The organism is Salipiger bermudensis (assembly GCF_020171625.1).
In the GTDB taxonomy this organism is placed as follows: domain Bacteria; phylum Pseudomonadota; class Alphaproteobacteria; order Rhodobacterales; family Rhodobacteraceae; genus Salipiger; species Salipiger bermudensis_B.
Window position 1 is genome coordinate 207,600 of sequence record NZ_JAIUZY010000001.1, and the last position, 24,207, is coordinate 231,806.

General features: G+C 67.8%; 21 protein-coding genes. 2 read left to right on the forward strand and 19 right to left on the reverse strand.

The annotated features are described in order from the left end of the window. Positions 1-82: 82 nt before the first annotated feature. A complete protein-coding gene (locus LCM15_RS00945; protein ID WP_224852357.1) occupies positions 83-1,015 on the reverse strand; it encodes a 2-hydroxyacid dehydrogenase in 933 nt (310 codons plus the stop codon). A gap of 38 nt (positions 1,016-1,053) precedes the next feature. On the opposite strand from LCM15_RS00945, the gene LCM15_RS00950 reads away from it, so the two are divergent. Then, the gene (locus tag LCM15_RS00950; protein WP_224852358.1) at positions 1,054-1,965 is read left to right on the forward strand and encodes a LysR family transcriptional regulator; all 912 of its coding nucleotides are present in this window, start codon (positions 1,054-1,056) and stop codon (positions 1,963-1,965) included. Positions 1,966-1,968: 3 nt separating this feature from the next. Here LCM15_RS00950 and LCM15_RS00955 read toward each other — a convergent pair whose 3' ends face one another. The 13 genes from LCM15_RS00955 to LCM15_RS01015 all read right to left on the reverse strand — a co-directional run bounded on the left by LCM15_RS00955 (position 1,969) and on the right by LCM15_RS01015 (position 17,690). Then, positions 1,969-2,646, reverse strand: coding sequence for an RraA family protein (locus LCM15_RS00955; RefSeq protein WP_224852359.1), 678 nt, complete (start codon positions 2,644-2,646; stop codon positions 1,969-1,971). A 34-nt stretch (positions 2,647-2,680) separates the two neighbouring features. Then, positions 2,681-3,967 carry a TRAP transporter large permease gene (locus LCM15_RS00960; RefSeq protein WP_224852360.1) on the reverse strand — a complete coding sequence of 429 codons (1,287 nt, stop codon included), beginning with the start codon at positions 3,965-3,967 and terminating at the stop codon, positions 2,681-2,683. A 3-nt stretch (positions 3,968-3,970) separates the two neighbouring features. After that, a complete protein-coding gene (locus LCM15_RS00965) occupies positions 3,971-4,534 on the reverse strand; it encodes a TRAP transporter small permease (RefSeq protein ID WP_224852361.1) in 564 nt (187 codons plus the stop codon). Further along, the gene (locus tag LCM15_RS00970) at positions 4,531-5,529 is read right to left on the reverse strand and encodes a TRAP transporter substrate-binding protein (RefSeq protein WP_224852362.1); all 999 of its coding nucleotides are present in this window, start codon (positions 5,527-5,529) and stop codon (positions 4,531-4,533) included. The genes LCM15_RS00965 and LCM15_RS00970 overlap by 4 nt, the downstream gene beginning before the upstream one ends. A 61-nt stretch (positions 5,530-5,590) precedes the next feature. Continuing rightward, positions 5,591-6,400 carry a creatininase family protein gene (locus LCM15_RS00975; RefSeq protein WP_224852363.1) on the reverse strand — a complete coding sequence of 270 codons (810 nt, stop codon included), beginning with the start codon at positions 6,398-6,400 and terminating at the stop codon, positions 5,591-5,593. A gap of 114 nt (positions 6,401-6,514) precedes the next feature. Continuing rightward, on the reverse strand, positions 6,515-7,849 hold the full coding sequence (locus tag LCM15_RS00980) for an NAD(P)/FAD-dependent oxidoreductase (protein WP_224852364.1): 1,335 nt from the start codon (positions 7,847-7,849) through the stop codon (positions 6,515-6,517). Next, a complete protein-coding gene (locus LCM15_RS00985; RefSeq protein WP_224852365.1) occupies positions 7,849-8,565 on the reverse strand; it encodes an SDR family NAD(P)-dependent oxidoreductase in 717 nt (238 codons plus the stop codon). Before LCM15_RS00985 ends, LCM15_RS00980 begins: the two co-directional genes overlap by 1 nt. Further along, positions 8,562-9,578 (reverse strand): ABC transporter ATP-binding protein, encoded by a 1,017-nt coding sequence (locus tag LCM15_RS00990; RefSeq protein WP_224852366.1) that lies wholly within the window; start codon positions 9,576-9,578, stop codon positions 8,562-8,564. Before LCM15_RS00990 ends, LCM15_RS00985 begins: the two co-directional genes overlap by 4 nt. Next, positions 9,575-11,431: a dipeptide/oligopeptide/nickel ABC transporter permease/ATP-binding protein gene (locus tag LCM15_RS00995; RefSeq protein WP_224852367.1), complete on the reverse strand. Its 1,857-nt coding sequence runs from the start codon at positions 11,429-11,431 to the stop codon at positions 9,575-9,577. The genes LCM15_RS00990 and LCM15_RS00995 overlap by 4 nt, the downstream gene beginning before the upstream one ends. Further along, entirely contained in the window at positions 11,432-12,388 is a 957-nt protein-coding gene (locus tag LCM15_RS01000) for an ABC transporter permease (protein WP_224852368.1), read from the reverse strand. 10 nt (positions 12,389-12,398) lie between these two features. Next, the gene (locus tag LCM15_RS01005) at positions 12,399-13,931 is read right to left on the reverse strand and encodes an ABC transporter substrate-binding protein (protein ID WP_224852369.1); all 1,533 of its coding nucleotides are present in this window, start codon (positions 13,929-13,931) and stop codon (positions 12,399-12,401) included. Between the two features lie 61 nt (positions 13,932-13,992). Continuing rightward, complete coding sequence (locus tag LCM15_RS01010; protein WP_224852370.1) at positions 13,993-15,591, reverse strand: hydantoinase B/oxoprolinase family protein; 1,599 nt, start codon at positions 15,589-15,591, stop codon at positions 13,993-13,995. Continuing rightward, on the reverse strand, positions 15,588-17,690 hold the full coding sequence (locus LCM15_RS01015) for a hydantoinase/oxoprolinase family protein (protein WP_224852371.1): 2,103 nt from the start codon (positions 17,688-17,690) through the stop codon (positions 15,588-15,590). The genes LCM15_RS01010 and LCM15_RS01015 overlap by 4 nt, the downstream gene beginning before the upstream one ends. A gap of 116 nt (positions 17,691-17,806) precedes the next feature. Here LCM15_RS01015 and LCM15_RS01020 point away from each other — a divergent pair, with 116 nt between their 5' ends. Further along, the gene (locus tag LCM15_RS01020) at positions 17,807-18,484 is read left to right on the forward strand and encodes a GntR family transcriptional regulator (protein WP_224852372.1); all 678 of its coding nucleotides are present in this window, start codon (positions 17,807-17,809) and stop codon (positions 18,482-18,484) included. A 33-nt stretch (positions 18,485-18,517) separates the two neighbouring features. On the opposite strand, the gene LCM15_RS01025 is transcribed toward LCM15_RS01020, so the two are convergent. From LCM15_RS01025 to coxB, 5 genes are read right to left on the reverse strand one after another with little or no spacing between them, the layout of a single operon-like run. Continuing rightward, positions 18,518-19,621 (reverse strand): c-type cytochrome, encoded by a 1,104-nt coding sequence (locus LCM15_RS01025; protein ID WP_224852373.1) that lies wholly within the window; start codon positions 19,619-19,621, stop codon positions 18,518-18,520. Beyond that, on the reverse strand, positions 19,618-20,196 hold the full coding sequence (locus LCM15_RS01030; protein WP_224852374.1) for a cytochrome c oxidase assembly protein: 579 nt from the start codon (positions 20,194-20,196) through the stop codon (positions 19,618-19,620). Before LCM15_RS01030 ends, LCM15_RS01025 begins: the two co-directional genes overlap by 4 nt. Then, positions 20,190-20,612 (reverse strand): hypothetical protein, encoded by a 423-nt coding sequence (locus LCM15_RS01035; RefSeq protein WP_224852375.1) that lies wholly within the window; start codon positions 20,610-20,612, stop codon positions 20,190-20,192. The genes LCM15_RS01030 and LCM15_RS01035 overlap by 7 nt, the downstream gene beginning before the upstream one ends. Continuing rightward, positions 20,609-23,167 (reverse strand): cytochrome c oxidase subunit I, encoded by a 2,559-nt coding sequence (gene ctaD / locus LCM15_RS01040; protein ID WP_224852376.1) that lies wholly within the window; start codon positions 23,165-23,167, stop codon positions 20,609-20,611. The genes LCM15_RS01035 and ctaD overlap by 4 nt, the downstream gene beginning before the upstream one ends. Before the next feature lie 7 nt (positions 23,168-23,174). Next, the gene (gene coxB, locus LCM15_RS01045) at positions 23,175-24,149 is read right to left on the reverse strand and encodes a cytochrome c oxidase subunit II (RefSeq protein ID WP_224852377.1); all 975 of its coding nucleotides are present in this window, start codon (positions 24,147-24,149) and stop codon (positions 23,175-23,177) included. Positions 24,150-24,207: the final 58 nt, after the last annotated feature.

Sequence of the window (24,207 nt, forward strand, 5' to 3'; positions counted from 1 at the left end):
TGTCCGGCACAGGGCATCGAGCCCTCTCAGCAGGCGCCGAAGCAAGAGAACGCCGCGCGGTATCACAGCGCGGCGTCTTGCGTCAGTAGCCGCGCGACGCATCGGCGAGATCGGCGCAGGAGCCGGTGTCCTCGAAGGTCTTGAGGTTCGCGGCGATGATCCGTCCGCCGGTGGCGGCATCGATCTGAGACGCCACGTGCGGGGTCACGGTTATGCCGGGCGTGGTCCAGAACGGATGATCGGCGGGCAGCGGCTCCTGGTGGAACACGTCGAGCGTGGCCTGCTTGATCAGGCCGCTCTCGAGCGCCGCGAGCAGATCCTCATCCACGAGATGCGGACCACGGGCGCAGTTGATCACGCAGGCGCCCTCGGCGAGCTTGCCGAACAGTTCGGCGTTGAGGATGCCGGCGGTTTGCCCGGTCAGCGGCAGCAGGTTCACGAGGATCTCGCAGCCGTCGAGGAAGGCGTCCATCTGCTCGGGGCCGGTGAAGGTCTCGACACCGTCGATCGACTTGGGCGACTTGGACCAGCCGCGGGTGCAAAAGCCCAGCATCGACAGGGTCTGCGCCGCCGCCGCGCCGAGATTGCCGAGGCCCATCACGCCCACGGTGCGGTTGGGCGCCACCGGCACCACGATGGCATGCCAGTGGCGCTCGGTCTGAGCCTGCAACTGGCGCGGCATGTCGCGGTGGTGGCGCAGCACGTGCAGCGCCACGTATTCGCGCATCCGCTGGGTCAGATCATCGCCAACGGTGCGGATGATCGGCACGCCCTGCGGCAACTTCTCGTCGTTCAGAACGTGGTCGATACCCGCCCCGATCGAAACGATGGCCTTGAGATTGCTGAATTTCGCGAGATCGCCTGTACGCGGTCGCCAGACCACGGCATAGGTGACGTCGTCGGGGTCGGTGATGCCCTCCAGCGCGGCGATGTCCCAGCCTGGCATCAGCTCCTGCAGCATCTCTACCCACCACTGGGTCTTGTCTTCGAAGGGAAGGTAGACGGCGACGGTCATGTTCGCTCCTTTTGGTCGGTCATTTTTGGGGAATGGCAATGAATCTCAAGCAGCTCGAGGCGTTCTACTGGCTGAGCCAGTTCGGAAATCACCGGCAGACGGCCGAGTATCTCGGGCTGACGCAGCCTGCGGTCTCGGCCCGCATCACGGCGCTTGAGAAGGATCTTGGCAAGACCCTGATCGACCGTGAGGCCAACGGCTTTGCGCTCACCGATCAGGGGCTGGAAGTTGCGGAATTCGCGGTTCAGTTCCTGAACCTGCGCGAGGCGATGCTGGGCCGGTTGCAGGACCGGCACAAGCGCGGCGTGAGCCTTGGCCTCGTAGGCATGGCGGGGCTGACCTGGGGGCCGCGCCTTCGCAAGGCGCTGCTGTCCGAATTGCCCGAGATGACGATCGACATCTATGTCGGCTCGGATCTGCAGCTGCGCCGGCTGGTCGAGGCCGGCACGCTCGACGCGGCCTTCACCGCCACCGGCGACCGGGCGCGGGGCGCGGATTTCGCGGTGCGCTATGAGGTCGGCTGGGTGGCGCGGGCCGACGTGATCGCAGGATGCGCCCAGCCGATGAGCCCGGACGATTTGCGTGCGTTGCCGCTGGTGCACTACCCGAAGACCTCGCCGCTGTTCAATCCGGTGGCTGACTACGTCGACGAGATGGCCGAACGCAGCGCGCCGCGGCACTACGGCAATTCGCTCTCGGCGATCTGCGAGATGGTGCGCCTGGGCTACGGCGCCTCGGCGCTGCCGCTGGCGGCCCTCGAGAGCGAGATCGCCAGCGGCAAGGTCGTGGAGATCGCCGCCACCGAAGGGCTGGCGCCCTTGCATGTGGCCTGCACCCACGCCAACCGCGCCCGCCGCAAGCAGGTCGGCCAGGTGCTCGAGCTCGCGCGCGAGCAGGCGAGGGCGTGGTGCGCAGAGCATGGGCGCTACAGCTCCTTCGTGGACCTTTAGGCCTCAGCCCTTGGTCTTTTCCTCGACCATCTTGCTGGCACCCGACATCTCGCCGAGATGGGTGCCTGCGGTGACCTTGGCCTCGTTGACGCGGCCGCGTTCGGTCAGGAACTCGCCGCGCTCGATCACCTCGTCAAGGTCTTCGGGTGCGATGAAGAGCACGCCGCAATCATCGGCCAGCACCGCGTAGCCCGGCAGCACCGCTGCGCCGCCGATCGAGACCGGTACGTTGAAGCCGCCGCCGGTGTTGTAGAGGCGGGTGGTCACCGGCGAGGCGCCGCGCGACCACATGGCGAAGTCCTGCTCGGCAATCTCGGCCGTGTCGGTGTGGGGGCCGTCGACGCAGCCGCCTTCAAGCCCGATCATCGCCGCCATCCGGGTCACGCCGCCGCCCCAGCAGGCATACTTGGTGTCTCCGAGCCGATCCACGGCGAGGAAATAGCCCGGCCCGCACTGGCTCAGGCAATGGTGCAGGAGCGTGGAGTCGAGGCCCGGGATCGCCAGCGTGGCGAGGGTGCCGACCACGACCTTGCCGGGCAGCACCGGCTGGATCGCGGGGGCTGCAAAGCCATAGTGGTAGAAGTGGCCGATGGTCGCGGTCTCGAGCTTGGCGAGACGGTCGAGCTTCTCCTGCGGGATCTTCTCGGGCATCGGGTTGAGCTTGTAGACGAGGTTGGACATGGAAGGTCCCTTCTTTGGTCAATGGGTCAGGAGATCAGTTCTGCGGCCCGAGGATCAGGTCCGGCAGGAAGGTCACGGTCTGCGGCACGTAGGTCAGCAGCAGAAGCACGGCGATCAGCGGGATCAGCATCGGCAGCACTGCCATCGTCACCTTCTCGAAGCGGACACGGCCCACCTCTGCAACGATATAGAGGGCGATGCCCATCGGCGGCGTGGCGATGCCCAGCAGCAGGCCAAGCTGGATGATGATGCCGAAATGCACCCGGTCGATGCCGTAGGCGTCGATCAGCGGCAACAGCGTCGGCACGAGGATGAGCTTGGCCGGCACCCCCTCGACGACACAGCCGACGAGGATGATGAAGATCAGCAGCAGACCGAGGAAGACGTTCTTGTTCTCGGTGAACGAGAAGGTGAAATCTGCCAGCTTCTGCGGCGTCTGGTCGATGGCCAGAAGCCAGCCCATCGCGATCGAGAAGGCGATGATGATCATGATCACCGCGGTCATCATCGCGGTGTCGCTGAGCGCGGCAAAGAACGCGCGGAAGGTGAGATCCTTGTACCAGATGCCGATCAGGATGCAGTAGATGCAGGCCAGCACGCCCGCCTCGGTGGCGGTGACGAAGCCGAACATGATCGAGCCGAGGATGATCGCCGGCGCGACAAGCGCGAGAAAGCCGTGCTTGGCGGTGCCTGCGACCTCGCGCACGGTGGCGCGCGGCTGGGTCGGGAACTCCTGGAACTGGGCCCGGATGCGCACGTAGATCATCAGCGACAGGCCCACGAGGATGCCGGGGATCAGCCCCGCGAGGAACATCCGCTCGATCGACTGCTGCGCCAGAAAGGCATAGAGCACGAGCCCGATCGACGGCGGGATCAGCGGCCCGATGACCGACGACGCCACGGTGATCGCGGCGGCGAAGTCGGGCTTGTAGCCGCGCTCGCGCATCGCCTTGATCTCGATGGCGCCAAGGCCCGCGCAGTCCGCCACGGCGGCGCCCGAGATCCCGGCGAAGATCATCGAGGACAGGATGTTGACCTGCGCGAGACCGGCCTTGAGATGGCCCACCAGCGCGTTGGCGAAGGCAAAGATGCGCTCGGTCACGCCGGTGGCGTTCATCAGGTTGCCGGCCATGATGAAGAACGGCACCGCGGTGAGCGAGGCCTTGTTGACGCCCTCAAGCATCTGCTGCGGGATGATCTGCAGCGCGCTCGAGAAATCCGAGGTCAGGAAGGTGAGAACCGTCGCCGAGCCGATGGCGATGGAGATGGGCACGCGCAGCAGGATCAGCGCGATGAAGGTGCCGAAGAGGATCCAGGCCATGGGTCAGACTTCCGGGTGATGGTCGGTGACGTTCTCGGGCAGACCTGCCGCGAGCTTGACGATGTCGAGCACGGCGGTCAGCGCGACGAGCACTGTCGAGATGAAGAGGGGAAGCGAGAGCGCGAGGCGCGGCAGCTCGGTGCCCGCGGGCAGGGTGGCGCCGTCATAGATGCCGGTCGAGGTCGCGATCACCTTGGGCACTTGCAGCAGCAGCACGCCGGTGACGAGAAGCGTCGCGGCGTCCGAGACGATCCTCGTAATCGCCATGCCCGACGGTCCCATGCGCTCGGCGATGAAATCGATGCGCACGTCCTTGAGCCGGGCATAGAGTGCGAAGAACCCGAAGAAGCTCAGCCAGATGAAGAACACCATGGTCCACGGCCAGAGCCAGTAGGGCGCCAGCCCCATCGGGCGCAGGATCATGGTGGCGGTGGTCAGGCCCAGCATCGCCAGCAGGCAGGCGTTCGAGATCCACAGGAAGGCGCCGCCCAGCGTCCAGTTCAGCCGGTCGATCCGGTTGAGAGCCCGCTGCAGCGGGCTCTCGGGGGTGTAGTCGAACGGGGTCACTGGGCAACCCGCGTGGCTTCGACGGCGTCGAGCAGGCCTTCGGGCAGGGCGCCGGCCTCGTCCTGCGCCTCGTAGTAGGACTTCATCGTTTCGACCAGCGGCGCGGTGTCGAGCACGGTGTAGGTGGCCCCGTCCTCGACCATGCGCGCGATGCTCTCCTCGGCGACCTGGAACATCAGCTCCTGCGACATGGCGCCGGCCTCGTCATAGGCCTTGAGCAGGCCCTCGCGGGTCTCGTCGTCGAGCGCCTCGAGCGCGTCTTCGTTGACCATGAAACCGATCGACTGCCAGTACTCGTCCATCCGGGCGATGTTGGGGGCGACCTCGTTGAAGCGCATCGATTCCACCAGCGCGATGGGCGAGTTCACCGCCTGGACGATGCCTTTCGAGATCGACTGGTAGACCTCGGTCCAGGGCAGGGTGATGACCTCGGTGCCGATGGCGTCCCAGGTCTCGATGGCGCTCTTGCTCTCGTGCATACGAAGCTTCAGGCCCTGGTAGTCCTCCGCCGTGGTGAGCGGCACGTTGGCGACGGTCACCCGGAACGGACCGCGCAGCACGCGGGTCGGATCGCCGAGCGGGCGCACGCCGGCCTGCGAGGCGGCATTGTCGAACCAGCCTTTCACCAGGTCCGAGTTCATGAAGCGCACCCAGTGGTCGTAATCGTCGAAGGCGAAGGCGGGGGTGGTCCAGTCGAGCGCCGGCTCCCACTTCTTCATGTAGCTGTAGCCCTCGGCGTAGATCTGGATGATGTTGGCCTGCAACTGTTCGAGCACCGCGTTCTCCTTGCCGAGCTGCTCGTTGGGGTAGACGGTGATCTTGAGCTCGCCGTCGGTGTATTCCTCGGTGAGTTCGGCGAATTTCTCGAACACCTGACCCTCGGGGCTGTCGACCGGCATCTTGGTCGCCATCTTCCATGTGGTCTCGGCATGGGCGGCTCCGCCCAGGATCATCGCAAGGCCCGTGGCCATGCTGAGAAGCGTCTTGGTTTTCATTGGGATTAACCTCGATGTTGAAAGGTGGAGTGCCGGCTTTGCCGCCGGTCTTGAGGATGGCTCAGTCGTGCAGGCCCTTGGCCACGTGGTCGCGGACAAGGCCCGTGCCGATGGCGGCAAGGCGCTTGACCAACGCCTCGCCGGTCTCGGCCGAGCACAGGGTGGGATCGCAGCCATAGGCGCCGGTCTCCGTCGCCTCGAGCGCTTCGATGGGCGCCTGGATCTTGGCGCCGTCATAGACCACCGACGAAAAGCCGCCGATCTTCATGCCCTTGATCTCGCTGTCCGTGGGGGCGGGCCTGATCAGGTCGGCGCGGAGAAGGTCGGGATAGAAGTGCAGGCCGACCGAGGTCAGCGGGTCGCCGCCGTGGCCCGAGCTCGCCTTGGCGGTGTCGGCCCCGATGAGGGCGGGAAGTTCGCCATAGGCGACCTGCCAGAGATACATCGACGGGATGAAGAGCCCGGCCTTCTGGCGCCAGCGTAGCGCCACCTCGGTGATCGCGGGCACGTTGCCGCCATGGCCGTTGACGATCATCAGCTTGCGGATGCCGTGGCGCTCGAGGCAGCCGAACATGTCGTCGAGGATGCCGCAGAGCGTGGCGTGCGAGATCGAGATGCCGCCGTGGCTGCTCTCGAAATAGTCCTTGCCGCCGAAGGGAATGACGGGGGCCACGAAGGTGGGGACACCCTCGGCACGCGCGCCCTTGGCAATCTCGATCGCCATCAGGTCGGCGGCCATGTAATCGCCCATCGGCGCGTGGATGCCCTGATCCTCGAGCGAGCCCATGGGCAGCAGAACCACCGCCTCGGACGTGAGTTCCTGGCGCGCCTCTTCCGAGGTCAGTTCCGCGATCCGGATCTTTTCGATCATGCTGTCATGTCCTTGTCATCTTGTCCGCCAGCGTTGACGGGGAGTGAACGGGGCGGCGCCCCTCGGGTCCAATTCAATCGGGTTGCGGGCCGATAAACGGAATTTTTCGCCCGCTCATTCCGCTGCCGTCGCTACGGGGGCAGCGCCTGCGAGCGCCCCGAAACGCGACAGGCGGAAAGGGGCCGGGTCGACCAGAACTGTTTGATTCAACGCCATTTCCGAGGCGAGCTGTCCGGCGGCGGGGCCGATGCCGAAGCCGTGGCCCGAGAAGCCGGTGGCGATCACCAGCCCGGGGATCGCGGCGGCATGGTCGATGACCGGAACCGCGTCCGGGGTCACGTCGATGATCCCGCCCCATTTTTCAGCGATTTTCACGTCCCGGAAGGCGGGGAACACCTGCACCACCGCGCGCAGCGCCTGATCGAGCAGGGCGTGCTGCGGTTCGGGATCGAGGACGCGGCAGCGCTCGAACGGGGTAACGCTGTCGGCACTCCAGCGCCGTGGCGTTCTGAGGCCGTCCCAGAGGCCGCGGTCGAGGGTGAGAGAGACCTCGCCGCGATGCGCTTTCAGACTTTTCATGAAGTGCGGCAGCAGGCGGAGGCTGTCTGGGGTGATCTGCACCTTGGCGCGGCCCCGGCGCGAGATCGTGTAGCCGCCGTCGAGCCGCGGACGGATGCCGAACTGGCCATTGCCGAGCGCGTATTTCGGCCCGCCCGAGAGAGCTTCTGTGCGCATCACCGAGCCGCGCACCCGCAGCTGCGGCAGCGACACGCCGAGATTGCCGAGAAACAGCCGCGACCACGCGCCGCCGGCGAGGATCGCGGCACCGCAGGGGATGCGGCCGCGCTCGGTCAGCACCGCCGAGAGGCGCCCGCCCTTGGTCTCGAGGGTGCGCACGGCGCAGTTGGTGAGGATCGCGGCCCCCTTGGCCCGGGCGCCCTTGGCCAGCGCGGGGGCGGCAAGGGCCGGTTCGGCACGGCCATCATCGGCGGTCAGAAGGCCGGCGCGGGCCGGCACGCTGCCACCGGGAAACCGCGCCTGCAACTGCGCCTCGGTCAGGCGTTGCGCGCCGATGCCGAAGGTCTCGGCGTCCTGCGCGACGCTCTCGATCCACGCCATCTCGGCGTCGGTCCGGGCGGTGTAGACGATGCCGGTGCGGCGAAAGCCGGTGTCGTGGCCGGTGCGCTGTTGCAGCGTGTCCCAGATCCGCAGGCTCTCGATGCCCAAGGGGTACTCGGCGGCGTCGCGGCCCATGCGGCGCACCCAGCCCCAGTTGCGACTCGACTGTTCGCCAGCGATGCGGCCCTTCTCGATCAGGGCGACGCGAAAGCCCTGCTCGGCGGCCCAGAACGCCGCGGCGCAACCGACGATGCCGCCGCCGATGATGGCGAGGTCGACCTCGCCGGGCAGCTGGGCATCGCCTTCGACGGTGTCGACATAAGGTCTCATCACAGCCCCGGCTCATAGCGCCAGTTGACCACCAGCTCCGAGACGCTGGCGGTGTTCGGCAGGGTGACGACCTCGGCCACGAGTTTGGCGAGGTCTTCGGGCTGGGTGATTTCGTGGCGCGGCAGGTCGTGGCGCAGGGTGAGATCGGTGGCCACGAAGCTGGGACAGACGGCGCAGGCGCGCACGCCGTCGTCCCAGCCCGCCCGCCGCGCGGCGTGGGAGAGCGCAACGGCGGCGTGCTTGGTCATCTGATAGCCGGCATTGAGCCCGAGCACGCGCTTGCCCGAGGCCGAGGCGAGCACGATCACCCGCCCCGAACCGCTGCGGCAGAGCGCCGGCAGCGCCGCGCGGGTCAGGCGGAAGGGCGCCTTGATGTTGATCGAAAGCAGCGCGTCGAGCATCTCTTCCATCTCGTCGTCGGGTTGCGGCTTGTCCGGCATCAGCTCGAGCGGTCCGGCAATCCCGGCGTTGTTCACCAGCGCGTCGATGCGGCCGAAGCGTGCCTCGGTCGCCGCGACGAAGGCGCGGGCGTCCTCGGGCTTGGCCGCGTCGTAAGGAACCACCAGCGGATCGTATCGCGCCAAGCTCTCGGGCAGGCTGTCGGGGTCGCGCAGACCCAGCGACAGGGCATAGCCGCGCTCGGCGAGCGCATGGGCGATCGCGGCACCGATGCCGCGGTTCGCGCCGGTGATCATCGCGACGGGGTTCTCGCTCATGCGTGGACCTCCCGCATGGTCGCAGCCACCGGACCGGCCTTGATGCAGCGCACGTTCCAGCCGTCTCCGACCGGATCGAGCGGCGGCACGGCGCTGGCGCAGGCCTCCTCGGCGATCGGGCAGCGGGTGCGGAACGGGCAGCCCGAGGGGGGATTTGCGGGGCTCGGCAACTCGCCCTTCAGGATGCGGTCCGCGTCCGACCCCTCGTTCGGTTGCAGCGAGGGCGTCGCGGCGAGTAGCGCGCGGGTGTAGGGATGGGCGGGCGTGCCAAAGACCTTTTCGGCCGGCCCTTCCTCGACGATGCGGCCGAGATACATCACGACGATGCGGGTGCAGAGATGGCGCACCACGTGCAGGTCGTGGCTGATGAACATCATGGCGAGGTGGAGATCGCGGCGCAGATCCTCGAGCAGGTTCACCACCTGCGCCTGGATCGACACGTCGAGCGCCGAGACCGGCTCGTCTGCGACGATGAAGTCGGGCCGGGTCGAGAGCGCGCGCGCCACCGCGATGCGTTGGCGCTGGCCACCCGAGAACTCGTGCGGGCGGCGCTGTGCGGCCGAGGTCGGCAGGCCCACCTGTTCGAGCAGCCGCGCCACCTCGGCCTTGACCTCCGGGCCGGGCACGATGGCGTGGGTGCGCAGACCGTCAGCGATCTGAGCGCCGACGCTGCGGCGCGGGTCGAGCGAGCCGAACGGGTCCTGAAACACCATCTGCATCCGGCGCGAGAGCTTGCGCATCTCGGGGCCGGAGAGTGCCGAGAGGTCGTGCCCGTCAAAGCGCATGGCGCCGGTCGTGGGCAGGTCGAGCCCCATCATCATGCGGCCCAGCGTGGACTTGCCGCAGCCAGACTCTCCGACGATCCCGACGGTCTCGCCACGGGCGATGGTCAGGCTCACGTCGCGCACCGCCCAGACGTCGTGCGCCCGGCCCAGAAGCCCGCGACGCGTGGGGAAGTTGCGCCCGAGATTTTCGGCCACGACCAGCGGTGCGGCGGTGTCATGCTCGCTCATGTGACGGTCTCCCAGTGGAAGCAGCGGGTGACGCGGCCAGGGGCCGGGTGCTCTGCCGGAGGGGGATGAGCGCTGCAGCGCTCGGTGGCGAAGCCGCAGCGCGGCGCGAATCGGCAGCCGCGTGGCATCTGGCGCGGCGAGGGGACGGAGCCGGGGATCGCGGTCAGCCGCGCGGCCCCGCCCTCGGGGACGGAGGCGATCAGCGCGGCGGTGTAGGGGTGGCGCGGGCGCTCGAAGACCTCGGCCACGGGCCCTTCCTCGACCACCTCCCCGGCATACATCACCGTCACCCGGTCGGCGATCTCGGCCACCACGGCAAGGTCGTGGGTGACGAAGATCATGCCCATGCCCGGCGTGTCGCACTTGAGCTGCGCAAAGAGCTGCAGGATCTGCGCCTGAATGGTGGGATCCAGCGCGGTGGTCGGTTCGTCGGCGATCAGCAGGCGCGGGTTGTTGGCCACGGCCACGGCGATCATCGCACGCTGGCGTTGTCCGCCCGAAAGCTCGTGCGGGTAGGCGCGCGCCCGCTGCTCGGGGTCGGGGATGCCGACTTGACGCAGAAGCTCGACCACGCGCGTCTGCAGCGCCTCGCCCTCGACCTCGTGATGGGCGCGGATCGCCTCGGCCACCTGCTCGCCGATGCGCAGCACCGGGTTGAGCGCCGCGGCGGCGTCCTGGAACACCATCGACACTTCCTCACCGCGCAAGGTGCGGATGCCCTCTTCGTCGAGCTTGGCGAGATCCACCGCCTTGCCCGCGCGCGTGGTGTAGAGCGCCGTGCCGCCAGTGACGCGCAGCGTGTCCGGCAGCAGTCCGGTCATGGCGAGGCCGGTCAGGGTCTTGCCCGAGCCGCTTTCCCCGACCAGCGCCACGGTCTCGCCGGGGCGGACGGTCAGCGAAACGCGGCGCACCAGTTCCATGTCGCGCACGGCGATCGACATGTCTCGGATCTCGAGCAGGGGCGCGTCGGCCTCGGCCTCGAGCGACGTGATGCGCTTCTTGGCCGCCGCCGAACGCGGGCGCAGCCAGAGCGCGCCGCCGGCGGTGACGGCGCGGGGATCGAGCGCCGATTGCAGCCGGTCGCAGAGCAGGTTGAAGGTCAGGATGGTGCCGGCAAGCGCCAGCGACGGCCAGACCAGCAAGAGCGGCGCGACCTCCATGGCGCCGCGCGCCGAGCGGATCATCAGGCCCCACGAGGGCGTTGGCGGCACGACGCCAAGTCCGAGAAACGACAGCCCGCTCTCGATCACCATGGCCGAGGCCACCACAAGCGACATCTGCACCAGCAGCGGCGGCAGCACGTTGGGCAGGATGGTGCGCACGAGGATCGTCATCGGGTGCGTGCCCATGGCGCGCTGCGCGGTGACGAAGTCGAGACCGCGCACCTGCTGCGTGGCGGCATAGACCACCCGCGCATAGTTCGGGGTGTAGAGGATGGTCAGCGCCAGCACGAGCGGCCAGGTGCCCGCGCCGAGGATGGTCACCACCAGCAGCGCCAGAAGCAGCGGCGGAAGGCAGAGAATGATCTCGGCCGCGCGCACCGTGACAAGCTCTACGGCGCCGCGGAAGTAGCCACCAAGGAGGCCGAGCGCGGTGCCGATGATGGCGGCGAAGATCGCCGAGCCGACGGCGATGAACAGCGAGGCCCGCCCGCCCCAGATCAGGCGCGAGAGCACGTCGCGGCCGAAATCATCCTGTCCGAGCCAGTGCCCGGCCGAGGGGCCTGCGAAGCGGTTGGGGATGTCCATGCCGCGCACGTCCTGCAGCGGCAGGACCGGGGCGAGCAGCACGGTGGCGACGATCAGCGCGGCGATGGTGCCGGGCAGGATCAGCTTGCGAACAGAGCGGCTCATTCAGCGCACCAGAGAAATTCGGGGGTCGAGCAGGGCGTTCACCACATCCACGACGAGATTGAGAAACACGAAGAGCACCGAGATCGTCATCACGATGCCGACCACTTCGGGGTAGTCGCGCGCATCGACGGCGGCGACGAGGTAGCCAGAGAGGCCCGGCCAGTTGAACACGAACTCGACCAGAACGGTGCCGCCGATCAGTGTGCCCATCTCGAGGCCGAGCACCGTGAGCACGGGGATCAGCGCGTTGCGCACCACGTGGCGGCGCAGGATCGGATTGCGCTTCAGCCCCTTGGCGCGGGCGGTGCGTACGTAATCGCGCTGCAGCACCTCGAGCACCGAGGCGCGGCTCATCCGGGTGATGACGGCGAGCAGCGACAGCGCCACGGTACAGGCGGGCAGCAGCAGCAGCTGCAGGTGTTCGAGCGGGTCGTCGGAGAACGGGGTGAAGCCGCCTGCGGGGAGCCATTGCAGCTTCTGCGCGAAGATCAGGATCACCACCGAGCCCACGACGAAGACGGGTGTCGAGAGCGAGGCCGAGGCGAAGAACGAGATCACCGCATCGGCCTTGCCGTCGGCCCGGATCGCCGCATAGGTGCCCAGCGGCACGCCGATGCCGGTGGCGATCAGCGAGGCCGCGAGGATCACCTCGAGCGTGCGCGGCAGGCGCAGGGCGATCTGCTCGATCACCGGCGCGCCGTCGCGGAACGACCCGCCGAGATCACCGGTGAGCACACCGGTCATATGGTCGATATATTGCTGCCAGAGCGGGGCGTTCAGCCCCATCTGCTCGCGCAGCGCGGCGACGGCCTGAGGGTCGGCGGCGACATTGCTCTGACTGAGCAGCAGCTCTGCCGGGTCGCCCGGGATGAGGTGCAGGAGAAGGAACACCACAGAGACGACGATCCAGACTAGGAACAGCGCCACGAGGCTTCTGGCAGCAATATATCTCAGCATGGGCTCAGCGTCAGCCCAGCACGGTTTCTTCCAGCGTCATGCCGGAATAGAAGACAAGCTGGCCGGGCATCACGGTGAACCCTTCTGCGTTGGCGCGCATCGCGTAGCCCTGCGAGCGCCATGACAGCCCGACGATCGGCACCGTATCGATGGCGATCTCTTCCAGCTCCTTGTAGATCGCCCTGCGCTCCTCGGTGTCGAAGGTGGCGCGGCCGCGTGCGAAAAGCTCGGAGATTTCCGGTGTTTCCATGCCGTGGCTGCGCACGAAGCTCGGGCTGAGCGAGCCGTCGAGCACGGTGGCAAGACCGTCGGGGTCGTTGTTCATCGCCGCGGTGCCCATGACGGCGAGATCGTAGCTGCCCTCGTTGCCCTTCTTCACGCGGGACGACCATTCCGGCAGGTCGAGCTGCACGTTGATGCCGATCATCGACAGATACGCCTGACAGACCTCGGCAGTGGACTGGTGCATCCCGTACTGCGCCGTCGACAGCATCACGCAGTCAAAGCCGTCCGGATAGCCTGCCTCGGCCAAGAGCGCCTGCGCCTTCTCGGGATCGTAGGCCCAGGAATTGGCCAGCTCGAGATTGTAGAACTCGGAGCCCTCCGCGATCGGCAGGTGCTCGAGCGCGCCGCCGCGGCCGTAGAACGCCGCCGCCGCGATGTCTTCGCGCTTGATGGCGTGGGCCACCGCCTGACGGACCTTCGGGTTGTCGAAGGGCGGGCGCGAGGCGTTGAAGGTCAGGTACATGAACGGGCCGTCGGTGGCCTGCAGCGCGAGCGCGTCATTGGCCTCGATCTGGTCCATCGCCTGCCACGGCACGTATTCGATCAGGTCGACGTCGCCGGCCTCGAGCGCCGCCACGCGCAGGTTCTCGTCGGCATAGACGATGGCCTCGACGCCCGCCACCTTGGGCCGCTCGTCCTTGTAGTAGCCATCCCACGCCGAGAGCGAGATCGACACGCCGCGGTCGGCGCTGCCATACAGGAACGGGCCCGAGCCCATGGTGGTGTCGCGGGCTTCGCCTTTCTTGATCATCGGCATGTTGAAATGCGCGAACCAGCCCGGCAGAACCGCCAGCGGCTCGTCGGTGACCATGCGCACGGTCTTTTCGTCCGGGGTCTCGACCGAGGTGATCGCGGCGAGCTGGCCCTGCAGGTACGCGGCGCTGTCGGGCTTTTGCGCCTCGAGCACGTTCCAGGCGATGTCTTCGGAGGTGACGGGGGTGCCGTCATGCCAGGTGGCGTCGCGCAGGGTGAAGACCCATGCGCCATCGTCGTCGACATCCCAGCTCTCGGCCAGTTCGCCGCGCAGGGTGCCGTCGGGGCCATAGCCCAGAAGGCCGCGGTGGATCATCAGCTTGATGGTGCCGGCCGCCGTGCCGTTCGAGGCCCAGGCATCGAGACTCGGCGGATATGTCGAGAGGCCGAAGCGCAGTGTGCCGCCGTCCTGGGCATGGAGGGCCTTGGGTCCGAGAAAGCTCAGCGCGCCTGCGGCTGCGCCGGTGGTGGCGAGAAAGCCGCGACGGTTCATTCGCGTGGTCATTGCAGGGGTCTCCTTGTCGGGTTGTGGCGGGCTCTTGCTGGCCCCGTTGAATTCGGTCGGATTATTCCGCCGCGATCCGTGTTTCCGTGCTGTCCTCCGGTGTCCCGTAGCCCCCGCCTCCGGGGGTGATGACCTCGAGCCATTCGCCGGCGCGCAGCGTGCCGTAGCCACGCTCGAACGGGGCGCAGCCGGGGCTGGTGACGAAGCTGCCATGGCCGCCTTCGCCGCCGCCGCCGAGGCCCCATGAGCGCGACTTGTTGCGCGACACGTCGACATGCACCATGCACGGCTCGGTGGCGCGGTAGACCCGGCGCAGGCCCATGCCGCCGCGGTGCCTGCCGGCGCCGCCAGAGCCGTCGACCAGTTCGTAACGCTCTAGGATCAGGGGATATTCGCCCTCTAGCGCCTCGACGGGGAGGTTCGAGGTGTTGGTCGCGTGAACATGGATGCCGTCGAGCCCGTCCGCCTGCGGCCGGGCACCGCCGCCGCCGCCGATGGTCTCGAGATAGACCCAGTAGGTGCCCGCGTCGGGTCCGCTCTGGCGGGTGCCCGAGAACACCGCCACCGAGCAGGCGGAGTTGGTGCAGGCCGAGACCCTCCCGGGCACCGCCTGCGCGAGCGCGCCGAGGATCAGGTCCGCGACGCGCTGGCAGGTCTGGACCCGTCCGTTGACCGCGGCAGGGTGCTTGCAGTTGAGGATCGAGCCATGCGGCGCGGTGACGGTGATCGGACGCGCAAGGCCGGCATTGGGCAGAACCGTTGGGTCGATCACCGATTTCACGATGTAGTACACCGTTGCCAGAAGCGCCGTGCGGGTCATGTTGATCGGGGCGCGGATTTGCTCGGGCGCCTCGAAATCGAGCGCCAGTTCGTCGCCCGCGACGCTCACCGTCACCGCGAAGGGGATCGGGTCGTCGAAGTCGAGATTGTCGAACACGTCCTCGAAGCGCCAGCTGCCGTCGGGGAGGGCGGCAATGCCGGCGCGCATCTTGCGCTCGGCGTAATCGAGCAGTGCCTCGCCCGAGGTCAGCACCACGTCCGGGCCGTGGCGCGCGCAGAGCTCCTGGAAGCGCCGCACGCCGACCCGGTTGGCGGCCATCTGCGCGCGCAGGTCCGACAGCCGCTCCCGCGGGACCTGGCAGTTCAGCAGGATCAGTTCCTGGATGTCCTTTTGCAGCTCTCCGGCCCGGTAGAGCCGCACCGGCGGGATGCGCAGGCCTTCCTGGTAGATGTGGGCGTGCGCGCGGTCGACGAAATCCGAGTGGTGCGCGAGGTTGACCGTCCACGCCACCAGCCGGTCGTCGACGAAGATCGGCTCGGCCAGCACGATGTCGGGCAGGTGGGTGCCGCCGCCGCGATAGGCGTCGTTGCCGACAAACACGTCGCCGGGGCGCAGGTCCTCTTCGTCGTGATCCGCCAGCAGCATCGGGATGAAGTCGAGGAAGCTGCCGAGATGGATCGGGATGTGCTCGGCCTGACAGAGCGTGCGGCCCTGCCGGTCAAACAGCGCCGTGGAGCAATCGCGGCGTTCCTTGATGTTGGTCGAGTAGGAGGCACGCACGAGCGCCTCGCCGGTCTCTTCCACGATCGAGGAGAGCGCGGCGCCGATGACCTCGACGGTGATCGGATCGAGCGCGTGAGAGTGGGGTGAGCCGGTCATGCGCGGATCTCCAGGATCAGGTTGTCGATCTTGTCCACCGTGGCAGTGACACCGGGCGGCACCAGCGTCGTGGTGTCCATCTGCTCGACAATGGCGGGGCCGGAGAAGGCCATGCCGGGGACGAGCTTTTCGCGGGCATAGAGGGTGGTTTCGGTGAAGGTGCCGGTCTCCGGGTACCAGACCTCGCGGCTGCCGATGACGGCGGGGTCGGCGTCGGGATCGCCAAGCGCGCGCTCGGGCAGCTCGGCCTTCTGCACGAGGCCCATCGCCTCGGCGCGGAAGGTCACGCAGAGAATGCGCTCTTCGGGCACGGCAAAGCCGTAGAGCCGCTCATGCGCCTCGGTGAACCCCTGCCTGAGCGCTCGAAGAGTGGCCTCGGTCACCGGGCCGTCGGGCAGCGGGATCGACAGCTCGTAGTTCTGGCCATCGTAGCGCATGTCGATGCGGCGGGTGAGGCGGCGCTTGTCGACGGGAATTTCCTCGGTATCGAACCAGTCGGTGGCCTCGGCCTCGACGGAGGCCACGGTGTCGGCGATGGTGCCGAGATTGCCGGGATCGAGCGCGGTCAGGCGGGTGGCGGAGAAGTCGGCGCGCAGATCCGTGAGCAGCAGCCCCATGGCGCAGAGGATGCCCGGGCTGCGCGGCACGATCACCGTGGTCATGCCCAGCTCCTGCGCAAGCCGCACCGCGTGCAGGGGGCCGGCGCCGCCAAAGGCCATCAGCGCGTAGTTGCGAGGGTCGTGGCCGCGCTGCACCGAGATCACCCGGATCGCCTTGGCCATGTTGGCGGTCACAACCGAGATGATGCCCTGCGCCACCTCCATCGTCTCCATGCCCAGCCGCTCGCCGAGCTTGGCGATGGCCTCGAGTGCGAGGTCGCGGCGCACCTTCATGCGGCCGCCGAGGATCTCGACGGGGTTGAGGATCTGCAGCACGATATTGGCATCGGTGACGGTCGGATCGGTGGCGCCGCGTCCATAGCAGACCGGGCCGGGATCGGCGCCGGCGCTTTCCGGGCCGACCTTGAGCAGCCCGCCCGAGTCGATCGACGCGATCGAGCCGCCGCCGGCGCCCACGGTGTGGATGTCGAGCATCGGCGCCTTGATCGGGTAGCCGTGCACGACGCTTTCGTTGGTCTGGGCGGTCTCGCCGCCGGCCATGAGCGCCACATCCGACGAGGTGCCCCCGACGTCGAAGGTGATGATGTCGTCAAAGCCCGCGCGGGCGCCGATGGCCTGCGCCGCGACCACGCCGGTGGAGGGACCCGACAGCACCGCCCGGACCGGGGTTTGCGCCGCCGCCTCGAAGCGCACCACGCCGCCGTTGGACTGCGTCAAGTGCGGTGCCACCGGCATGCCAAGCTCCTGCAGGCGCGGGGTCAGCCGGCTGATGTAGCGGTGCATGATCGGGCCGAGATAGGCATTCACCGTGGCCGTCGAGAGGCGCTCGAACTCGCGGAACTCGGGGGCAATCTCGTGACTGGCGCAGAGGAACACGCCGGGCAGCTCGTGCTCGACGATGCGGCGGGCGGCCTGTTCGTGCACCGGGTTCACGAAGGCATAGAGAAAGCAGATCGCCACCGCCTCGACCCCGGCCTCTTTCATGGCGCGGGCAGCCGCGCGGACGGCCTCTTCGTCAAGCGATGTGTCGATCTCGCCGGTGCGCAGCATCCGCTCGGGCACCTCGAAGCGCAGCGCACGCGGCACGAGGGTTTGCGGCTTCTCGGCGAAGAGATCGTAGAGGTCGGGGCGCTTCTGGCGGCCGATCTCGAGCAGGTCGCGGAAGCCCTCGGTGGTGAGTAGTCCGACCTTGGCACCGCGATGGGTGATCAGCGCGTTGGTGGCGACCGTGGTGCCGTGGCCGAGATAGGCGATGGCGGCGGCGGGGCCGCTCGCGCCGCCCCCGGCATGCTCCGTCATGCCTTCCTCGACACCCTGCGCGATGCCGCGCGACGGGTCATCAGGGGTCGAGGAAACCTTCCACACCTCGATGCGACCGCTGGCCTCGTCGAACAGGCAGACATCGGTGAACGTGCCGCCGGAATCAACGCCGACGCGCCATGTGCCTGCTGCGGGGATGCCGTGCGATCCATCCATCATCGAAGTCTTGGCCTCCTGACGTGTACCTCATGTATACAAGAAAGCGAGATCGATTCTGTCCAGCTTTGTTTTGCCCGAAGGGGAATATTGGCCGGATAATCATGGAAGATTGATGGATGAGTAGTCAAACTTTTGTGGATACGGGCGATAATAGCGTATCCCAGGAAGGGTCCGCGCGGGATCGGGCCTATCAGGGTGTCCGGGCGGGCATTCTAAAAGGCGATTTCCCACCGGGCAGCTTCATCGAGGAGGCCGTGGCCTGCGAAGTGACAGGGGTATCGCGCTCCCCGGTGCGCGAGGCGCTGAACCGGCTGGCGGCGGAGGGTTATCTCGAGCTGCACCGTCGCCGCGGCGCGATGGTGTGCCGGCTCTCGGCCACCGAGCTGCGCGATCTCTACGAGGTCCGGCTGATGGTCGAGACCCACGCCGTGCGCAAGATCTGCCGCGAAGGCCGAACGCTGCCGCCCGACCTGCTACGGCTCTGCGATGCGCATGAGGCGATGCCGGCGGAGGATCTTTTGGGCTGCGTCGAGATCAACCGGCTGTTTCACCAGGCGCTTGTGGCGGCGGCGGGCAACCGCGTGCTGGTCGACGTGTTCGACGGGCTGCAGGCGCCGTTGTCGCGGGTCGCGATGGTGTCGCTGCAGCAGGGCTTCGGCAAGACCGAGGTGATCGAGGAGGAACATCGCGAGATGATCGCGGCGCTTTCGGTGCATGACGAGGCGCGGGCGCTCGCGGTGGTCGAGCGCCACCTCGCCCTGATGCCGCGCTTGCAGTCGGTGCTTTCGTCCTGAGCGGTCGAAAGCGGGGCGGCTTCTCGGGGGTGTTCACTCCGACGTGGCAACGCCCCGACCGGCGTACCACGCCGCGAGGTCGGCGATATCGTCGTCGCTGAGCGGTTTGGCCGCGGCCTGCATCAGATGGGCGCGGGGCGTTTCCGGCACAGGCCCGTCGCGGTACATCTTGAGCCAGTTGTAGATCCAGTAACCATCCTGCCCGGCGATGCGCGGGGTGTCGGCGCGCTTGGACGACCTCCCGTCGGCGCCGGCCCCCTCGTGGCAGGCGGCGCAACTGGCGATGTCGTCGTGCTCGCTGCCTTGTTCGGCCAGTTCACGACCGCGCTCAGGGTCGCCGAAGGGCAGCGGGCGTCCCTGCCACGTGGGCTCCATCCCGGCAAAGCGCGCGGCGATTCCGGAGATGGCATCTTTGCCCAGCGGGGCGGCGAGTGGCTCCATGAAGCCGCTCTCGCGATGGCCCTCGGCATAGGCGGTGAGCACCGTCGTGAGCCAGCCCTCGGACTGACCCGCGAGCTTCGGTCCGGTGCCCTCGCGGCCCAGACCGTCCTCGCCATGGCAGCGCGCGCAGGCAAGCTCGGGCTTGATCGCGCCAGGAAGGCCGCCGAAGCGCACGCCGGCGCTGTCATAGGAATCGGCCTCGCCGAAGGCAGCGATTTCAAAGGCTTCCCGGTCGAAGTTGTCATATTCGTTGAGGAACGCGGCGAGCGCCCACGGTTCGTCGTCCCGCTTTTCACCGGGCCAGGCGGGCATCCCGGTATATTTGAACCCGTGGCGCGCGATCCAGTAGAACTCCTTGGCGTCGTAATCCTCGGAGGTCAGCATCGGCGGCTCCGGCCGCATCCCCTCGACCACCGGGTTGCGCGGAATGCCGGGCCCGCCGTGGCAGGTCAGGCAGCCGGTGGCGAAGTGCCCGGCGCCGAGGCGGATCAGGCCGGGATCCTCGAGATCGACCTGTCGCGGCACCTCGAGCGAGATGGCGCGGATTGCCACGGCATTGCCGAGGTAGCCGTGCAGGATGCTGGCCACGCCCGGCAGGTGCGGCGCCGAGGCGGCGATGTTGTAGGGCGCGAGAAAGAAAAACGCGCCGCCAGCGACGGCAAGCGCCGCGACGCTTCCGAGAATGTAGCGCCTCATGTGGTGGCCTCCGTCAGTTTCAGCGCCAGACCCAGCCGGCGCATCGCGGCCACGAGATAGATCGCGCCACCGGCGCCGGCCATCATCGCGCCCGCGACCTGCTGCTCCTGCAGCGCGCTGAGGCCGAGATGCCCGGCGCAGATATCGCCGTAGAGATCACGCGGCGAGAGGCCGATCAGGGCGCCAAGAAGGGTCATGTGCATGGTGGTGGCGAGCAGCACCACGGCGCCGCCGAAGCCGCCGGCGGTGCGCACCGTGGCCCAGAGCAGCATCCCGGCGCCGAGAAAGCTCGCCTGTTCGAGGATGAACCCTGTCGTGCTCAGCCGCGCCCAGATATGCAGCGAGGGCAAGTGCCAGGCCCAGACAACCAGCATCTCGGCCACCGCGCCGAGCGTCAGCGCCATCGCGCCCGCGGGCAGGCGCAGCTTCGGCGCGTAGAGTGCCGGGACCACCGCCGTGACGCCCAGATGAAGCACCATGTGCAGCACCATCGAGCCGGTCGCCAGCGCCGGGAGCGGCGAGAGCCAGAGCGTCGCCAGCAGTCCCAGCGCAAGGAGGCGGCGAAGACTCAGCATGTGGCGAAGACCAGGCCGGGGATGACGGTGAAGCCGATCGCCACCACCGACAGCACGCAGAGCAGCAGCGCCACGTGGCCGATGAACCGATCCCGGCCACGCTCGGAGCTTTCGGTGATCTCCTCGAAGATCACGAAGACCCCGCCGTAGCGCCGCACCGCGATCCAGCCCAGCCACGTGATCAGCGCCGCCGAGATCAGCCCGAGCGCCACGATGATCCAGCGCGGCTCGACCAGCGACGCCATCGGGCCGGACTTGGCGCACCAGATCGCCGCCAGCCAGTAGCTGAGCAGGAAATGCGCCGCCCAGATCGAGGGTGCGGCCACGAGGATCCAGACCGAGCCCTGATCGATCACGCGAGGCGCGTCTCCGGGGGCGGTGAAGTGGCGGGGTTGCTCGTCGGAGCCGTGTCTCATGGGCCTACCCCCATCATCAGCGGGAACAGCGCCAGCAGCGCGAAGATCGTCACCGCCGTGAGCGCGAGGAAGTGCGAGAACAGGGTGAGGTTCATCAAGTCGGCGCGATACTCCGGCGTGCAATGGCCGAACTTCACCCGCGCCGCGACGTAGAGGTGCATCACCCAGTTCAGCAGCAGGTGCAGCCCCATCCAGAGGATCAGCATCCAGACCATGGCATCGAAGCTCTGCACGGTCGGGTCGAGCCCCTTGGCATAGGCCGACCAGCCCCATGCGCCGATCCCGAGCGCGCCCACCGGCAGCGCGCCGATCAGGAGCGCCATCGAAAGCCGGCGCCGTCCATGGCCCAGCGTCTCGCGCGAGGCGGTGGTCATGGCCCATGCGCCGATCAGCAGCGCCAGCCCCAGCAGCAGCCAGCCGAAGCCCGGCAGATGCGCGGCGGAGGGCAGGAAATCTGGCAGGGCGGTCCAGTAGAAAAAGTAGGAGAATACCAGCCCCATGAACGCCGTCATGTCGCCGGTCATGGTGATGAACACCGCCCACCAGCCCGGAGAGCGGTTGCCCTGCGCATAGGTCGGCAGAGTCAGCCCGCGCCCGGCGTATTTCTCGGGCCTTTCGGGGATCAGAGAGGTGCCGGTCCAGAGCCACCAGAGCGTGAAGCCGACAAAGCCCGCGCCGAAGATCAGGGTGATGGTCCAGAGGTGGAAGGTCGCGAGGATGAACACCGCGCCGAGGCAGAAGGCCGAGCCGAGGGTCAGGAAGCTCGGGCCGCCGACGCGCTGCACGAAGAGCGGCCGGGCGTCGAGGATGTCGGTCACGATCAGCTCGCGCTTGCCTTCCTCGGCATCGGGCAGGAACCACTCGCCCCGGTCGATCTCGCCGATGAGGCCGTCCTGCTCCCAAAGCGGGTAGCGGGTGTGGATATAGGGGATCGAGCGCACGCCCCACGGCTTGTCGGGCACTTCGGCCGCCCATTCCATCGTTCCGGCGTTCCACAGGTTGCGCTCGACCAGCGGGGCCTTGCCGCGCGGCCAGAGCACGTTGAGCGCCAGCACCGCGAAGCCCGCCGCGAAGATGAAGGCGCCGATGGTTGAGACCATGTTGAGCACGGCCCATCCATCCGAGAGGTCATAGGTCCAGACCCGGCGCGGCATCCCCATGATGCCGGTCCAGTGCATCGGCAAGAACGCCACGTTGAAGCCGCCGAACATCAGCCAGAAGCTCCACCGGCCGGCGCGGGCGTTGAAGGTCTTCTGGGTGACGAACGGGTACCAGTAATAGATGCCGGCAAAGAGCGGGAAGAGCATCCCACCGATCAGCGTGTAATGCAGGTGGGCGACAACGAAATAGCTGTCATGCGCCTGCCAGTCGAAGGGCACGAGCGCCACCATCACGCCGGTCAGACCGCCGAAGACGAAGATCGCCAGCGCGCCGCCGGCAAACAGCATCGGCACCGAGGGGCGCACCTTGCTCACCAGCATGGTGGCGATGAAACAGAAGATCTGGATGCCCGTCGGCACCGCCACCGCCTCGGAAGCGGCGGAGAAGAAGCTCAGCGAGATCTCGGGCAGGCCGGTGGTGAACATGTGGTGCACCCACAGCCCGAAGCTGAGGAAGGCCACGCCCACGGCGCTCAGCACGATCCAGCTGTGCCCGACCATGGGCCGGCCCGCGAAGGTCGGCAGCATGGTGGCGATGAGCGCGATCGAAGGCAGGAAGATGATGTAGACCTCCGGGTGGCCGAAGATCCAGAACAGGTGCTGCCAGAGCAGCGGATCGCCGCCGCGGTCGGGATCGAAGAAGGCCCAGCCGAAGGCGCGCTCCATCTCGAGCAGCAGGTCGCCGGCGATCAGCGGCGGGAAGGCGAAGAGGATCATGCCCGCCACCACCAGCACGTACCAGCAATAGAGCGGCATCAGGTTCAGCCGCATCCCCGGCGGGCGCGATTTCAGCACGCCCACGATCAGCTCGACCGCGGCGGCGATCGAGCTGACCTCGATGAACGACAGGCCCAGCAGCCAGATATCGGTGCCAAGCCCGCTATAGGCCGGGTCCGACGACAGCGGCGTGTACATGAACCAGCCGCCATCGGGCGCCACGCCGAAGAAGATCGAGCCGCTCACGAAGATGCCGCCGATCACGAAGCACCAGAAGCCGAAGGCCGACAGCCGCGGGAAGGGCAGGTCGCGTGCGCCGAGGATCTCGGGCAGGATGAGGATCGCCACCGCCTCGAAGATCGGCACGGCGAAGAGGAACATCATCGCGGTGCCGTGCAGGGTGAACAGCTGGTTGTAGAGCTGCTGCGATAACAGGTCGTTGCCCGGTACGGCAAGCTGCGCGCGCATCATCAGCGCGAGGATGCCGGCGAAGGTGAAGAAGGCGAAGGAGGTCAGCAGGTACCACTTGCCGATGTGCGAGTTGTTGACCGCCGAGATGATCTTCCAGCCCGGCGGCTCGCGCCACGCATCCATCAGGCGCTTGCGCTGCGCCTTGTCGCGGGCCTGGTCGTAAGGCTCGGGCGGCGGCAGGCGGGAGAGGTCGATCTCGTCGGTCATGGGCGGGTCAGTCCAGGCTCATCAGGAAGGCGACGAGCCGGTCGAGCCGGTCGCCCTGCAGGTCGGGATAGGGGGGCATGTCGATATCGGGCTTCATCGCGTGCGTGTTGGTGATCCACCGCGCCATGGTCTCGGGCGTGATGTCGTAAAGGCCCGCGCCCAGTTTCTCGCGGCTGGCGAGATGGGTGAGGTCGGGGCCCACGGGGCCCTGGGCCTCGGTGCCGCGGATGGTGTGGCAGGCGCCGCATCCTTCGGCCTGGAAGATCTCGAGGCCTGGGTCGCCCTCGGCGACCTCTGCGGGCGCGGCCTGCGCCGTGAGCCACGCATCAAAAGCCTCCTGCTCCATGACGATGGTATCGAAGCGCATCAGCGCGTGGGCGCCGCCGCAATACTCGGCGCAGAGCCCGCCCCAGTTGCCGGTGGCGACTGGCGTCAGCGCCAGCGTCGTCTCACGGCCCGGGATCATGTCCATCTTTCCGCCAAGGGCGGGCACCCAGAAGGAGTGGATCACATCGTCTGCGGTCAGCCGGAAGAACGCGGTGCGGTCGACGGGAAGCCGGATCTCGTTTGCGGTGACGACCTCGCCCTCGGGTGTTTCGTAGATCACCCGCCACCACCAGCGCTCGCCGTCCACGCGCACCGTCAGGTCGCCCTCGTCGGCGGTAATGTCGCGCAGGATGACGAGGCCCCAGACCAGAAGCGCGCCCACCACGACCGTGGGAAACACCGCGCCGCCCCAGAGGATGAAGCGTCGCGCCTGCGTCTCGAGCGACGGGTCGACCTGCCGGCGATGCGCATAGACCGCGGCCCCGATCACGAGGCACCAGATCAGCACGGCGCCGATCAGCAGCACCCAGAACAGGTCTTCGACCCGCTGCGCCTCGGCGCCGGCGGAGGCCAGCCAGTTGTGACGCCCCTCGCATCCCGCGAGGAGCGCCGGACCGATAAGAAGAATGCCGCGCCGCAACAGTTGCCCCGTCAAATCCCGTTTCCCTAGGGGCGCAACCTGCGACGGCGCGTCGCGGTTCCCGAAAATGTGA